Below are 15687 nucleotides of genomic sequence, written 5' to 3' on the forward strand. Positions count from 1 at the left end.
GTTGCAGACGCTTCTTGAACAATGACCCTGAAAAGAATCTTGTATGGACTATTGGCCTTATTTGCACTGTACCTGTGCTATTTGGTCTATATTTTTGTCCTTTCCCCCAAAACCAATTTACAATCCATATACCTGATTCCCAAGGATGCGGTTTTTGTGATAGAATCCGAACAGCCGGTAAAAAGCTGGGGCAAGATCAGTGAAAGTGATGCCTGGCACCATCTGCAAAAGAATGACTACTTCGCGGAACTTACGGAGAACATTCAAAAAGTGGACACGGTTTTTAACAACAACCATAGGTTACTTGAGTTTTTTGATGGACGTTCCCTGTTCATTTGCATACACATGATTTCCCCAAAGGATTATGGGATTTTTTATGTGCTCGACCTGAAGCGAATTGCCAAACTGAAACTCCTCAAAAGTTACCTGAACACCTTGCTCAACGATAATTACACACAGAGCAAAAGACAGTACCACGGCCATGAAATTATTGAAGTACATGATCGAAATAGTAAGAAGACCATGTACTTGGCCTTTGTCAAAAACCAGCTGGTGGCGTCCTATACCCATTCGTTGGTAGAGGCTTCAATAGATCAATACCAAGAACCTGTTTTGGGGAGAAATCTCAATTTTATTGAGATCAACCAAAAAGTGGAGCATGAGGATCTTTTCCGCATGTATGTGCAATACAATTACTTTGATGATTATGTACAACGGTTTTCGGACAAACCTTCGGATTGGGTAAAAAGGGTCAGTGAAAATTTCCTCTTTACTGGATTTTATTTTGATTTGGATCCCAACGGCACCCTTACCGCCAATGGATTCACCAACATTAATCTGGCCAACGAACACTATTTAAAGGCCCTTCAAAAATCGGGAACCGCGGAGCGTACCATCCCCAGTATTGCCCCAAAACGCACTGCGCTCTACATCAGTTATGGTTTTGACAGCTTTGCCGAATTCTACAGGAATTTTGAAACGGTACAGCAGAACGACCCCAAGCAGTTTGAAAGCTATCAATCTGCGATTGAAAAGGTGGAAAAGTTCCTAAAAATCAATGTCAAGGAAAACTTTGTAAGCTGGATCGGGGATGAAATTGGACTGTTGCAGATACAATCCAGTATTTCCAAGGGAAAAAACGATATGGCCATGGTTCTCAAGGCCAATGCCATTGAGGATGCCAAAACCAATCTTGATTTTGTATTGAAGCAGATCAAGAAAAAGACCCCGGTCAAGTTCAAGGCGGTAGACTATAAGGAGCACGAGATCAATTTTCTATCAATCAAGGGATTCTTCAAAATGTTGTTAGGTGCCAGATTTGACGAATTTGACAAACCTTATTTCACCATAATTGAAGATTACGTAGTATTTAGTGATAACCCCAACACCCTGAAGAGCATCATTGATGGTGTTATGGACAAGGAGACCTTGTCCAGATCCGAGGATTTCAAAAAGTTCAACAAACACTTTGAACAAAAATCCACCGTGTTCGTGTACAGCAATGTCCCAGTGCTCTATAACAATATGTATGCGCTTGCTGATGCCACTACCAGGGAAAAATTACGCAAGAACAAGGATTTCATCATCTGCTTTCCCCAAGTTGGCCTTCAGTTGACTCCTGAGGATAACCTTTTCGAAAGCAGATTGGTGCTCAGTTATCAAGATGTGGAAGTGGTGAAAAAGAAGGTTCAGTTTGAAGAAAAGGAGCAAACATCAAGACCGATTACCCAAAACCTTGCTTCTGAAGAAATCACCGATGCCATTTTTGATCTCGCTCGCATTTATCCTACGGACCTCAATGCCGAATCTTTCCGCAAATTGTATGCGAATGGGGCGATCAAATTTGAAGTAGATCTGAGCGATGGCCTCAAACATGGCCGGTACACCGAATATTATCCGGACGGCTCTGAAAAAATTACTGGCCGCTTCCGCAAGGATGTCCAAGTAGGCGCTTGGCGCTATTATGATCCAGAAGGAAAAATGATCTGGAAAAAACGATTTTAGGCAATTCAATTCGTTCCAAATCCCAATTCAATGGTCATTCGAGCGGATGCGGGAAATCCATTTACAATCCTTAACTTCATTTATTCCAAAAAGAATATCCTCGAATGAAACATTTTTTACGATTCTCCCTGCTTCTTTTTTTGTTCGTGCCAAATCCGATGAAGGCGCAGGACCTTTATTTTCCTGAGAGAAATGAAATATGGAAGGCAGCTGAAAGCGATCAATTTAAGTTGGATGCGCAAAAGTTGAACGTAGCAGTTGGCTTTGCCAAGAATAATGAATATGCAGGCTCACGTGATTTGCGTCGCGCCATTTTGGAAGGATTTCAGCGTGAGCCCTTTCATGAGATTCTGGGTCCTACGAAAAAACGTGGTGGCCCGGCCGGAATGATCTTGAAAAATGGGTACGTCGTTGCCTCATGGGGAGATACCAAGCGTGTGGATATGACCTTTAGCGTCACCAAAAGCTTTTTGTCCACCATGGCGGGTCTGGCCGAGGACCAAGGATTGATTGCTAACACCAATGACAAAGTGGCCGACTACATTTGGGACGGTACTTTTGATGGGGAGCACAACTCCAAGATCACGTGGGAACATCTGCTGCAACAAAACTCAGATTGGTCCGGGGAATTATGGGGATTGAAGGATTGGGCAGACCGACCTCCCCGGGAAGGCGGCTTGGACGATTGGAAATTTCGAAAACTCAATGAACCGGGCACTGTAATGGAATACAACGATGTGCGGGTGAATGTATTGGCATATTCATTGACCAATGTATGGCGCAAACCTTTGCCCGTGGTTTTGAAAGAAGAGGTGATGGATAAAATTGGAGCAACCACTACGTGGCGTTGGTATGGCTATGACCACGCTTGGACGGTTATTGATGGTCTGAAAATGAAATCCGTGACGGGTGGGGGCCATTCGGGAGCCGGACTGTTCATTTCCACAGAGGATATGGCCCGTTTTGGCATGTTGTTTTTGAATGGGGGCAGATGGAAAAATCAACAGTTGATAAGCCAAGGTTGGATCAAAAAAGCGACCACCCCTTCAGTGCCCAATGTAAACTATGGATATTTGTGGTGGTTGAATGCAAAAGAGGGTCCAAGACATTGGGAAGGTGTTCCCGAACATGTTTTCTACGCATCTGGTTTTGGAGGTAACTTTATTGTGGTGGACCAAAAAAATGGACTGCTGATCGTGACCCGTTGGTTGGAGCCTTCAAAGATTGGAGAGTTTGTAAAGCAGGTATATCAGGCTATTGAATAGGATTAGGCAATTATTTTTTTGCTTCCAGAAGCATTACTTTTTTCTGATTATTGGAAGCAGTCAACATGATGAACCTATCGTTTTGAAAAAAGCCGTCGTAAGGATGATAAATATCCCTTCCTTTGTTCTCTCTCAGCTTTTCTTGGGTAACCTCACCATTTTCCTGATATACATAATCAAATAATGCCGTTGCCTCTAGCCAACCTCTCTTGGCCTTTACCCTTCCATCTTCCTTTTCTTTTAGGTTTTTGCCCGTATTGAATAAGACATGAAGTCTTTTGTCCACCACAAACGCATTGTATGAAGGTGTATAAGATGCCTTAAAAATATTTCGCCCCCATTTTAGGTCTCCGTTATTATCTAGACTTAGGACCAAAATGTTGTTATAATGAAAGGTGGTTGTCCAAGTCCCACCATACTCATTGTGCATATACGTTTGGGTTATATAAAACTGCTCGGCAAGAAGCGTGGAATTTCCATACTCATCTTCAATTACGTGGTCCAGATAATAATTGTTGAGTTCCTTATCTTTTTTTGATTCGACCTTCTCGGATTTGTATATGTCGGCCAACACAGATTCCGGCAACTTGGTTTGTTTGGTTTCGATTACGTTGATTTTATCTTTATCAACGATAAACTTATTGAGACCAGAGATTCTTCCGGCAACCTTGGTTGAGTAAAAGCCATAAAGATGAAGTTGGTCTTCTTTTTGAACCATTTTTAAGTCGGCAATGTGTTGGTTTTCGGCTAATTCGATTCGGGTGGAAATGGAGCCACTTTTGATCGTTTTATTGAGGACAATGGAATAATTTGGCGAGTCGTCCCCGGCTCTTTCTGACCTTCCTTCTGTGTACTCCTTGCCAACGGAGTATACGGCAGCAGAATCATCAATGACCATATCAAAGGATTTGAAAAAATTTTCCGGATTTTCGAAAAAAGTCTGTTCATAAACCAATTTCATGGTATGGGAGTCGTATACATGAATACTATAGGAATTGGAGTTCTTTTTGATATTATCTGTGGCCACAGCGAAGTAATTTCCGTTAGGGGAGGTGGCAAAGTTTGTCTGACGCTTGTTTTGCCCTGAGAACAATGCAGCCGTTTTCTCAACGGTGGTTTTAAAAAGCTCTACAAATTGGTGAGATCGGTTTTTGGCATCGAATACATGACATCTGATTACACGTTCGGTCTTGGAAGGTTTAAAAACGCTAAACACCTTCAAGAGGTCATTTTGTTCCAAATGACCGACAACCTCTTCTTTACTGTCCAAAACCGTGAATTTATTGAAGACCTTTTTCGCATCGGAATCATAAACATCAAATATCAATTTATTTTTTCCCGTACTCGCAGTCGCAATCTCATTATCTGAAGTGATGTAAACGGTTTTTATGGATGAAGCTTTATTTGAATCTGTGTAACCCTCAGATTCTATAATGTTGAAATATGAACTTTGGGAATGTAATGGTAATATGCTGGTTGTAAGTGTTAGAAGAAATAGGAAGGTGATTTTTTTCATTTAAACATTATTTGGTATGGCAATAAAGGAAATTATATGGTTTTATGCTAAAGTTTTTTCAGTCTTGAACGGCTCTAAAACCTCCAACGCTTTTTCTACACTGGTGATTTTATCGAAAACCAACAACAACCGCAATCCATTTCTTGTCTGTTTTTCCTTGAGTTTAGCCAGCTGTGGGTGACTTTGCACATATTGAAGCATTTGCGTAAATACTGGACTTTGGTAGAAGGCCGATTGTTGATCCGCGATAAAATAACCCAAGAATTTGCCCTGCTTCATCACGACTTTTTCCAATCCAATATGGGTGGCGATCCATTTAATTCGAACAGAATTTAGCAGGTCTTGGGCCTGTTCGGGCAATTCCCCAAAACGGTCCACCAATTCGGCCTCAAATTTTTGGAGTCCCTCCTCATTTTTCACCTCGTTGAGTTGGGTATAGAGGTTCAACCGCTCCGTGATGTTGTTGATGTAATCATCGGGGAAGAGCAGTTCAAAATCGGTATCCAGTTGCAGGTCTTTCACATACACCTTTTCCTTGTCTCCCTCAACCTCTTCATACAATTCCTTGAACTCATTTTCCTTGAGTTCTTCAATGGCCTCTGTCAATATTTTTTGATAGGTTTCGAACCCAATCTCGTTGATGAACCCACTTTGTTCCCCACCTAGCAGGTCCCCAGCACCACGTATTTCCAGATCTTTCATGGCAATGTTGAAACCACTGCCCAAATCGGTAAATTGTTCCAAGGCCTCGATACGTTTTCGGGCATCGGGGGTCATCACTTCGTAAGGTGGGGTAATGAAAAAGCAGAACGCCTTTTTATTGCTTCGGCCCACACGACCACGCATCTGGTGGAGGTCGCTCAATCCAAAATTGTTGGCATTGTTGATGAAAATGGTGTTGGCATTGGTCACATCAAGTCCACTTTCCACAATGGTGGTGGAAACGAGCACATCAAACTCCCCGTTCATAAAGGCGAGCATGAGCTGTTCCAATTTTTTGCCCTCCATTTGGCCATGGCCTATGCCAATTTTGGCATCGGGCACCAAACGTTGGACCATCCCCGCCACCTCTTTGATGTTCTCAATACGGTTGTGGATAAAGAACACCTGTCCACCCCGTTGGATTTCATAGGAAACGGCATCCCGGATAATTTCTTCATTGAAACGGATAACCTGGCTCTCGATAGGGTAGCGGTTGGGCGGAGGCGTATTGATCACGGACAGGTCGCGGGCCGCCATCAAACTAAATTGTAGCGTGCGGGGAATGGGCGTAGCGGTTAAGGTGAGTACGTCCACATTTTCCTTGATGGACTTTAATTTATCCTTCACGGAAACGCCAAATTTTTGTTCTTCATCCACAATGAGCAACCCCAAATCCTTGAACCGCACATTTTTGTTCACCAGTTGATGGGTACCAATAATGATGTCAATTTTGCCTGTTGCCAATCCCTCCAGAATTTCTTTCTTCTCCTTGGCCGTTCTAAAACGGTTAAGATAATCCACGGTAACCGGCATATCGGCAAGTCGTTCTTTAAACGTCCTGTTGTGTTGAAAGGCCAAAATGGTAGTGGGCACGAGAATGGCCACTTGTTTGCCATTGTCCACCGCCTTGAAGGCTGCCCGGATAGCCACCTCGGTCTTCCCAAAGCCCACATCACCACAGATGAGACGGTCCATGGGACGTTCACTTTCCATATCCTTTTTTACATCTTGAGTGGATTTTTCTTGGTCGGGGGTGTCCTCGTACAAAAATGAAGCCTCGAGTTCGTGTTGCAGATAACTGTCGGGGGCATATTGAAACCCTTTTTCCAGCCGTCGTTTTGCGTAGACCTTGATGAGGTCAAAAGCGATTTTCTTGACACGGCTCTTAGTCTTCTGCTTCAGTTTCTTCCAAGCAGCCGAACCCAGTTTGTATATCTTCGGTGGCGCACCATCTTTTCCGTTGTATTTGGAAATTTTATGAAGCGAATGGATGCTTACATACAAAATATCCCTGTCGCCATAAATCAGTTTGATGGCTTCCTGTTTTTTGCCCTCCACGTCAATCTTTTGCAGTCCCCCAAACTTGCCGATACCATGGTCGATGTGGGTGACATAATCCCCGATTTCAAGTTTGTTGAGTTCCTTTAGGGTAATGGCCTGCTTTTTCGCATAGCCATTTTTAAGGTGGAATCTGTGGTAGCGCTCAAAGATTTGATGGTCCGTATAGCAGGCCAATTTTAAATCTTGGTCGATAAATCCTTGATAAAGGGGAAAAACGATGGTCTTGTAATGTACCGTTTGATCTACTTCATCAAAAATGTCATGGAACCGCTGGGCCTGTTGTTCCGTGGAACAGAAAATGTAATTTTTAAAACCTGCTTCCCGGTTTTCATTCAGGTTTTCTATGAGCAGGTCAAATTTTTTATTGAATGCCGGTTGGGGTTTGGTGTTGAAAATGATTTCGTCACCCCGCACTTGTTTCAGGGTCTCACCTGAAAGAGCTCCAATTTCAACCAATAAAAAATCCTGTAGCTGCGATTTCAGCAATGCTGAATCCACAAAAAGCTCTTTGGGTTCTGCATGCTTGATCTCTTTGCTAAGTTTGGTGAAGCTTTCTTCTGCCTTGGCGAAAAAGGAATCGATGCGGTCGTAGATCAAAAAAGGGTTCTTCGCAAATACCACCGTTTTGGATGAAATGTATTTTAAAAAGCTTTCCCGGGATTCCTGCAAAAACTTGTTCTCCACATTGGGAATGATGGTGATTTTCTTCACTTTGTCCGTAGAGAGTTGGGTCTCCACGTCAAAGGTCCGGATACTGTCCACTTCATCCCCAAAAAACTCAATGCGGTAGGGTTCGTCGTTCGAAAATGAGAACACATCCACAATTCCTCCACGAACAGAAAACTCACCAGGTTCGGTAACAAAATCCACCCGTTTGAACTGGTATTCAAAAAGGACCTCGTTCAAAAAATCCAAGGAAAGGGTGTCTTCCAGTTTTATCTTGAGGGTATTTTTGTCCAGTTCCTTTCGGGTGACGACCTTTTCAAAAAGGGCGTCGGCGTAGGTAACAATCACCGCAGGCTTTTTTCGGGAGTTGATACGGTTCAACACCTCAGCACGAAGCAGCACGTTGGCATTGTCAGTTTCCTCAATCTGATAGGGTCTTCGATAACTTCCGGGATAAAAAAGCACATCGTTTTCCCCAACAAGCTGCTCCAAGTCGTTCAAATGATAGGCAGCTTCCTCCTTATCGTTTAGAATCAACAGGAAAGGCGCATCGACGGATTTGAAAATTTGGGAAACAGCAAAGGAAAGGGAGGAGCCCACCAGTCCTTTTACGTTGATTTTATGGCTGTCAGCTTGAGCGGAGTCAAGAGATTGGGAAATAGTATCCCCTAGTTTCCGGGTTTGCGGAGACTTTTCAAACAACTGGGGAATCGAGGCTTTGGTCAATCCAAAAACTTTGCGACAAATATAAAGTGAAATGTTCTTTTGGGGGAAGTGTTTTTAGATTTTTGATTGATAAGTACCAATGATAGCATAAAATTAAGGGGATGTCATTCCGTGCTTGATACGGAATCCAAACATAACAATGATGGGATGCTGAAACGAGTTCAGCATGACAATTGGGGAAAAGACTTAAAACTTAAACCCTTAGCACAGTATCTTCCACAATGGCATAAACTTCATCATCTGGTGACGGATGCAAGGCGTAGGTCCCCGTAAATTCGCCAAAAGCCGGCAATATCATTTGGTTTTTGGTCTTGAAAAAACAGGGCAGTCTCAACCGTTGCCGTCCAAAACCATGGAGCTTTATCGCAGGATGGATGTGTCCACAAAAGGTGAAGAAACCCTCTCGCTCCTCGGGATGGTGGGTGAGTAAAAAGTCCTCCATGAGTAGTTCCTGAAAAATCTCAATGCTCAACTGATTGTATTTTTCTGGAGCGATGATATCGTGGTTTCCAGCAACCAAAATGATTTCCGCAGGGGTCTTGGCCACCCAGTTCTCAAACAGTTCCCATTCCTTGTTCAGGGAAGAATGGAACAGATCACCCAAAAAACAGATCTGGAACGGCTCAAAATACGAAACAATCTTGTCCAGAAGCACGTAATTTTTGTGCAATGCCTTTCGAGGTACCGCGGCCCCGAACTTTCTAAAGTGGCTTACCTTTCCTAGATGCACGTCACTGATCAGCAGCATGGATTTATCCACCCAAAAAACACCACCCGATGGGTGGAGGTAAAAATTGTTTCCAAGTATTTGAATGAGGTAGCTGATAGTTTAAAACTTGAGTTTGTCTGGGTCTTGCCTAGTATCCCAAACCAGATGTACTATTATTTTGTTCGGTTTTGCCTCATAAAATACTTTATACTGTTTTTTTATGACAACTCGTACTCCCTTAACATTGGTTTTTATTCCCAACAAAGGATATTCAGCCACAGTATTCAATATCTGATGAATTTCTTTATTGAGCTTTCTGCTATAAGTTTTGGATTGATTTCTATGGTTGTAGAACTCAAGGATTTTGGTGAATATAGCATCTGCCCCCGAGGTCCAGATTATTCTTTTAGCCATTCCTCATTTCTTTTGTAGATGGTTTCTGAAGATAATACATGTCCTTTTTTGTATTCTTCTAAACTTTCTGAAATGAGGTTTTTCTCCAAATCCGAAACTTGATAGCCTTCCTTGGAGATACAGTTTTGTAGCATTTCTTTAAATAATGTGAGCGTACGACTGTCCTCTATGGTGAGCAGTTTTTTGATAATGTCGTTTTGCAACTCAGAAACACTCATGGATAATTCTTTTAGGTAAAGATAGTTAAATTGAAGATTTGCAGATTTTCCAGGAACACATTCGTATAGTATTTGTTAATTTGACCTGAATTTTTGGTTTAAATTTTCAAGCTTCACTCCTGCCTACCGACAGGCAGGTATCGGACGATATTACTCATTGAAATGGAGTCATATCTTAATCGATAAGTGCAATGGTAAAAACATCTTTTTTGTCAATCGTAGACGGGTTGGGAGTTTTATTGGTTACTTCAGCAGTTGGTCACTTCATCAAAATCTTGGTCATCCGCTTTATGCGGTCCGCCAATTTTTCGTTGGACAACTTTTCACGTAATCTATCTGTAATGATTGGAAAAGAGAACGGAGTGGGCCGCTCACATTTTTTCCAAACAATTTCTTGTTGGGCAATGCGCTCCAAGGCCAAACGAAGCCTACCTTCTTCCAACTGATGCTCAAAAGTCTCGGTAAATGCCTGTTGATAGAGCAAGTTATCGTCCTCAAAATCCTTGAACACATCGAACAACAATTCGGAACTGCTTTGCAGATGCTTCATTTTCACGCCTTTTTCGGGGTATCCTGTAAATACCATGCCACTGATAACGGCAATATCGCGGAACTTTCTGCGCGCCATTTCGTTGGAGTTCAAACTTTTTTGAAGGTCGGAGAGCATATACTCCGCAGTAAACAGATTGTTGTCCAGAATCGCCTGAATATCGATGGGCTTGTCCGAGAGCAGTTCAAAACCATAATCATTGAAGGCCAGGGAACAGGTTATGGGCGTCAAAAGACTGATGCGATAGGCCAATAGACTGCTCATGCCCTCATGGATGGCCCTTCCTTCAAAGGGATAGAAGATATGGTGGTAACCATCATCGGTCTTGAATGTCTCTATCAAAAATTGATGGGGTAAGGGGACAATGCTCCCTTCACGCTGTTTGGCAAACATGGGGGCCAAGGATTTTATTTCCGGGCCTTGTTTTGAAACCGGTAGCTCAGCTGTGTACAATTCTTCACGCAACAATTCCGACATTTTTGCTGAAAAACTCAGGCGGCCACCCATCCAACTGGGGACCTTATTGGTGCGCTTGGTGGAGTTTCGAACATGTGCGGACATACCTTTGATGCGGATGAACTCCAGATTCCGTCCTGCAAAGGTGAACACGTCACCTGGACTTAATTTTGAAATGAAATACTCTTCAATGGAACCGATATACCCACCTTTTTGATAGCGTACCGAGATAGTGGCATCCCCCACAATGGTCCCGATTTGAAATCGATGCCGCATGGCAACCATCCTACTGTTCACCTTGAACCTGCCGTCTTCCTCTACCTCCACTTTTTTGTACTCATCGTAGCTTTTCAGGCTTTGGCTGCCCATCACCAAAAAATTGAGAAGCCATTGCCATTGCTCCTCGGTCATGGCCTGGTAACAGAAGGTCTGTTTGATCTCATGGTAGATTTCTTCTGGGAAGAAACCATCGGAAACTGCCAAGGTGGTCAGGTATTGGATAAGCACGTCAAAGCTGTTCAAATATGGAATACGGTCTTCAACGGCACTGTTCAAAACGGCCTTTTGCATGGCCGAAGCCTCAATGAGCTCCATGGCATGGGTTGGTAGAAAATGGATAATGCTTTCCTTTCCTGGTCTATGGCCACTCCGCCCCGCCCGTTGCAAGAAGCGGGCAACACCTTTGGGTCCTCCAATTTGCACAACAGTTTCCACTGGGGCAAAATCCACGCCCAAATCCAAACTTGAAGTGCATACCACAGCCTTCAAACTTTCATTGCGTATGGCCTGTTCCACCCAAAGTCGGGTCTCCTTGTTGATGCTGCCATGGTGCATGGCAATTTCTCCTGCAAATTCAGGATACTTTTCGAGAATTTTTTGGAACCAGATTTCACACTGGCTGCGGGTATTGGTAAAGAGCAAAGTGGTTTTACTATGGTTGATGATGGGAATCACAGCTTCCAAAAGATGCAGTCCCAAGTGCCCCCGCCAAGGGAAAGTTTCCATTTTTTTTGGGATAATGCTCTTTACCGTTATCTTTTTGTTGAGATTGGCCTTGACCAATACAGAGTTCCCAAGCTCCTTTGAGGTTGGCCCCAACAGTACTTCACGTGCTTGCTCAAGATTCCCTATGGTTGCGGAAATGCCCCAAATTCTGAGGTTGGTGCAAACGGTCTTCAACCGGGAAAGCCCAAGTTCCATCTGTACGCCCCGCTTGGTTCCCATCAGTTCATGCCACTCGTCCACTACAATTGCCGAGCAGCTCTTGAACACTTTTTCATACGCCTTGGAAGAAAGCAACAATTGTAAGCTTTCAGGAGTTGTGATCAGCAGATCGGGCATAGCGGTTTTTTGCTGGGCGCGCTCTTTCGTAGGGGTATCCCCTGTGCGGATTCCTACGGTCATTTGGGTCTCCAAGTCTTGGGTGATTCGCTCAGCTGATTGTTTGATTTCTTGGGAGAGTGCACGCAAAGGAGTTATCCAAATGGCCTTAAGCCCTTTTTTGTGTCTGGTTTTATATTCGGGATGGGACTTGATGTAGTTCAAGACTATTGGAAACCAAAGGGCATACGTCTTGCCACTGCCCGTTGGGGCGTTCAAGAGACCATGTTTGCCTTCCAAAAAAGCTTTCCAGGTCTCTTTTTGAAAAGGAAAGGGTTTCCAACCCTGTTGATGGAACCAGTTTTCGGCAATATGGAAAAGTTCGGTTTTTTTCAGTGGTATGGTTTTGACAATTGTACAGCGAAACGAAAATTACAAATTTCTTTTGGGGCGAATTTTATAGACCTTTCTAGTTTAAGATTTATATTTGTTCCACAAAATTTTGACTATGCCCATAATGGACCTTTACGAGCACGGGGAAAAACGCAGGGAGCTTGCCCATTTTGCCACTTTAGCAAGCTTGGCCGCCGTGGACGGAGAAATAAATGAAAAAGAAAAGGCGGTGTTGGACAAGTTTGCCTTTAAATTGAACATTACTGCCGACGAGTACAAGATGGTAATGAAGAAGGAAAACAAATATCCGATTGAAACCCCTCATAGCGGTGAAAAACGGTTGAAGCGTTTGTTTGACTTTTTCCAAATTATCTTCTCTGACCTGGAAATGGATGAGGTAGAGCGCAAAATGGTTGAAAAATATGCCATTGGGCTAGGGTTTCCACCCAAAAAATCTCAGGAAATCATTGAAAAGTCGGTAGCAATCTTCACAGGAAAGATAGCTTTTGAAGATTACCTCTACCTGATGGAGAAATAGCTCAGGCCTGGATAAACTCCTCTACTTTTTCTACCATTTTTTTACTTCCGCAGAAGAAAGGGACCCGTTCATGTAGTTCTGTGGGTTCAATTTCCATTATGGGGCGGAAACCGTTACTGGCTTTGCCCCCTGCCTGTTCCGCCAAGAAAGCCATGGGATTGCACTCATACAAAAGACGCAGCTTTCCATTTTGGGCCACACTGCTTTTTGGGTACATATAGATTCCTCCCTTGATCATGTTTCTATGAAAATCGGACACCAATGATCCAATATATCTGGACGTGTACGGGCGGTCACCTTCTTCCATTTGGCAGTACTTGATATAGTCCTTTACACCCTGTGGGAAATGGATATAGTTGCCCTCGTTAACCGAATAGATTTTGCCCGTCTCGGGATATTTCATGTCGGGATGGGACAAATAGAAGGTCCCCAATGCTGGATTCAAGGTAAAACCATTGACGCCATTGCCCGTGGTATAGACCAGCATCGTTGAGGTACCATAAATTATGTAACCAGCGGCAATCTGGTTCTTCCCCGGTTGCAAAAAATCCTTCAGCGTTACGGGGGTGCCCACAGGGGTAACCCTTCTATAAATGGAAAAAATGGTTCCCACAGATACGTTAACGTCAATGTTTGATGAACCATCCAATGGGTCGATGAGCACAATATATTTGTTCTGATGGTTTTCATCAAAACTGTTTATGCTTATAAAATCATCTTCCTCCTCGGAAGCGATACCGCAAACAATTTCCCTGTTCTTCAATGTCTGGATGAACTTTTCGTTGGCAAGCACATCCAATTTCTGCTGGTTCTCGCCCTGTATATTCATTTCTCCCGCAGTACCTATGATGTCTACAAGACCTGCCTTGTTCACCTCATGGTTCACCACTTTTGCTGCTAGACGGATACCGTTCAGCAGACGGGAAAGCTCCCCAGAGGAATATTGAAATGAATCTTGATTGGCTATGATGAACTCACCCAAGGTAAGGTGCTGTTTTTCGAACATGGAAAGCTGTTTTATTTGGGCACAAATATCGGGCATTTTGTGAAACTACAACGATTTCGAAGAAGCAAAGTTTTCTATATTTATAACTTTGTGTTCTATTTGTAACAGTATGGAATTTTCAATCCGAGAAGCACTACCGGAAGATATGCAACAAGTGTTGGCACTGATCCAACAACTGGCCGAATATGAGAAGGAACCCAATGCTGTGGACATAGCCTCGGACGATTTGGTACGGGATGGTTTTGGTGAAAAGCCGCTTTTTCATTGCTTTGTGGCCGAATCGGAAGGTAGGATTGTGGGGATAGCCTTGGTATATCCACGTTATTCCACATGGAAAGGAGCGGTCCTTCATTTGGAAGACTTGATTGTAGCCGAGGAAATGCGCGGAAGTGGATTGGGAACCGCTCTTTTGGATGAGGTCATAAAATATGGCCATGGTTTGGGCGTTAAAAGGATTTGCTGGGAAGTGTTGGATTGGAACGAACCTGCCATTGCGTTTTACGAGAAGAAGGGAGCAAGGATTCTTAGGGACTGGGATGTGGTGCAACTGGATGAAAATGGGATTCAGAACTATATTGAAAGAATACGATAAATGAGAGTTTTTAAGTTTGGGGGGGCATCGGTAAAGGATGCCGAAGCGGTGAAAAATGTGGTTAAGGTGCTTAAGGAGGTGGGACACAAGGACACCTTGGTGGTCATATCGGCCATGGGAAAGATCACCAACGCCATGGAAAAGGTGGTGAAAGCGTACTTTGAGGATAAGAAGGCCCTATCCGGCTCGCTTCAGGAGGTTGTGGACTACCACAATGCCATAGTGTTGGATTTGTTCGAGAACAAGAACCATCCCGTGCACGAAAAGCTGAAACTGCTCTTTGATGAGATTAAGGGCTTTTTGGCATGGAACAAGTCCCCAAAATATGCGTTTGTATACGATCAGGTGGTGGGGTACGGCGAGCTGCTATCCACGACCATAATCAGCGAATATCTTAATGAAGTTGGCCTACACAATGTACTCCTGGATGTTAGAAATTTGATCAAGACCGACAACAGTTATAGGGATGCCCAGGTGAATTGGGACCGTACCCAAAAGGAAGTCGCTTCGAGAGTAGATCTATCAAAACTGAACATTACCCAAGGATTTTTGGGAAGTGATGAAAACAACTTTACCACCACTTTGGGCAGGGAAGGGTCGGATTATTCCGCAGCCATTTTGGCCTATTGCCTCAATGCGGAGTCCGTCACCATTTGGAAGGATGTGCCCGGGGTGCTGAACGCCGACCCAAGAAACTTTGAAAAGGCCCAATTGTTAAATCAAATTTCCTATAGAGAAGCCATAGAGCTAGCATTTTATGGAGCTTCCGTAATTCACCCAAAAACACTTCAACCATTGCAGCGAAAGGAAATACCATTACATGTAAAATCTTTTTTAAACCCCCAGGGCAATGGCACCACTGTGGGCAAAGGGGTGGGCATATCCCCTAAAATACCGTGTTTCATTGTAAAAAAGAACCAAGTGCTGTTGAAACTGTCCTCGCTGGACTTCTCTTTTATTTTGGAGGACAATATCAGCGAAATCTTCAAGCTGTTCCATGACCATCAGATGAAGGTGGACCTTATACAAAACTCGGCCATAAGTTTTTCGGTCTGTTTGGACAACAAGTTCAACGGACTGCAGGCCATGCTCAACGAGCTAAAGAGAAAATTCAAAGTGGTCTGTCATGAAGATGTTTCCCTGTACACCATAAGGCACTTCGATGACGATTCGGTCCTATCGCTCCAAAATGGCAGATCGGTACTGGTGGAACAACGGGGTAAGGAAACCGTTCAGTTGGTAGTCAAGTAAAATTACCTGGGACAAGTACC

General features: G+C 43.5%; 12 protein-coding genes. 5 read left to right on the top strand and 7 right to left on the bottom strand.

The annotated features are described in order from the left end of the window. The first annotated feature begins 21 nt into the window (after positions 1-21). Positions 22-2004, top strand: coding sequence for a DUF3352 domain-containing protein (locus tag K7G75_RS04480; RefSeq protein ID WP_222983023.1), 1983 nt, complete (start codon positions 22-24; stop codon positions 2002-2004). Between the two features lie 104 nt (positions 2005-2108). Further along, a complete protein-coding gene (locus K7G75_RS04485; protein ID WP_222983024.1) occupies positions 2109-3269 on the top strand; it encodes a serine hydrolase domain-containing protein in 1161 nt (386 codons plus the stop codon). Positions 3270-3279: 10 nt separating this feature from the next. Here K7G75_RS04485 and K7G75_RS04490 read toward each other — a convergent pair whose 3' ends face one another. The 6 genes from K7G75_RS04490 to K7G75_RS04515 form a co-directional block, all read right to left on the bottom strand. After that, a complete protein-coding gene (locus tag K7G75_RS04490) occupies positions 3280-4785 on the bottom strand; it encodes a hypothetical protein (protein WP_222983025.1) in 1506 nt (501 codons plus the stop codon). Positions 4786-4827: 42 nt separating this feature from the next. After that, positions 4828-8220: a transcription-repair coupling factor gene (mfd, locus tag K7G75_RS04495; RefSeq protein WP_222983026.1), complete on the bottom strand. Its 3393-nt coding sequence runs from the start codon at positions 8218-8220 to the stop codon at positions 4828-4830. Positions 8221-8413: 193 nt separating this feature from the next. Continuing rightward, positions 8414-9046 carry a ligase-associated DNA damage response endonuclease PdeM gene (gene pdeM / locus K7G75_RS04500; protein WP_222983455.1) on the bottom strand — a complete coding sequence of 211 codons (633 nt, stop codon included), beginning with the start codon at positions 9044-9046 and terminating at the stop codon, positions 8414-8416. A gap of 3 nt (positions 9047-9049) precedes the next feature. Beyond that, positions 9050-9343, bottom strand: coding sequence for a type II toxin-antitoxin system RelE/ParE family toxin (locus K7G75_RS04505; protein ID WP_222983027.1), 294 nt, complete (start codon positions 9341-9343; stop codon positions 9050-9052). After that, the gene (locus tag K7G75_RS04510; protein ID WP_222983028.1) at positions 9328-9561 is read right to left on the bottom strand and encodes a hypothetical protein; all 234 of its coding nucleotides are present in this window, start codon (positions 9559-9561) and stop codon (positions 9328-9330) included. Before K7G75_RS04510 ends, K7G75_RS04505 begins: the two co-directional genes overlap by 16 nt. A gap of 259 nt (positions 9562-9820) precedes the next feature. Further along, entirely contained in the window at positions 9821-12283 is a 2463-nt protein-coding gene (locus K7G75_RS04515) for a ligase-associated DNA damage response DEXH box helicase (protein ID WP_222983456.1), read from the bottom strand. 112 nt (positions 12284-12395) lie between these two features. Here K7G75_RS04515 and K7G75_RS04520 point away from each other — a divergent pair, with 112 nt between their 5' ends. Continuing rightward, on the top strand, positions 12396-12818 hold the full coding sequence (locus K7G75_RS04520) for a TerB family tellurite resistance protein (protein WP_222983029.1): 423 nt from the start codon (positions 12396-12398) through the stop codon (positions 12816-12818). 1 nt (position 12819) lies between these two features. Here K7G75_RS04520 and fbp read toward each other — a convergent pair whose 3' ends face one another. Next, positions 12820-13824 (bottom strand): class 1 fructose-bisphosphatase, encoded by a 1005-nt coding sequence (gene fbp / locus K7G75_RS04525; protein WP_222983030.1) that lies wholly within the window; start codon positions 13822-13824, stop codon positions 12820-12822. Between the two features lie 109 nt (positions 13825-13933). Between fbp and K7G75_RS04530 the strand changes: the two genes are divergently transcribed. Together K7G75_RS04530 and K7G75_RS04535 are read left to right on the top strand one after the other, a co-directional pair. Next, a complete protein-coding gene (locus K7G75_RS04530; protein ID WP_222983031.1) occupies positions 13934-14416 on the top strand; it encodes a GNAT family N-acetyltransferase in 483 nt (160 codons plus the stop codon). Further along, positions 14417-15667, top strand: a complete 1251-nt coding sequence (locus K7G75_RS04535) for an aspartate kinase (protein WP_222983032.1) — start codon at positions 14417-14419, stop codon at positions 15665-15667. Positions 15668-15687: the final 20 nt, after the last annotated feature.

This window comes from Flagellimonas meishanensis (genome assembly GCF_019880545.1).
Lineage (GTDB): Bacteria > Bacteroidota > Bacteroidia > Flavobacteriales > Flavobacteriaceae > Flagellimonas > Flagellimonas meishanensis.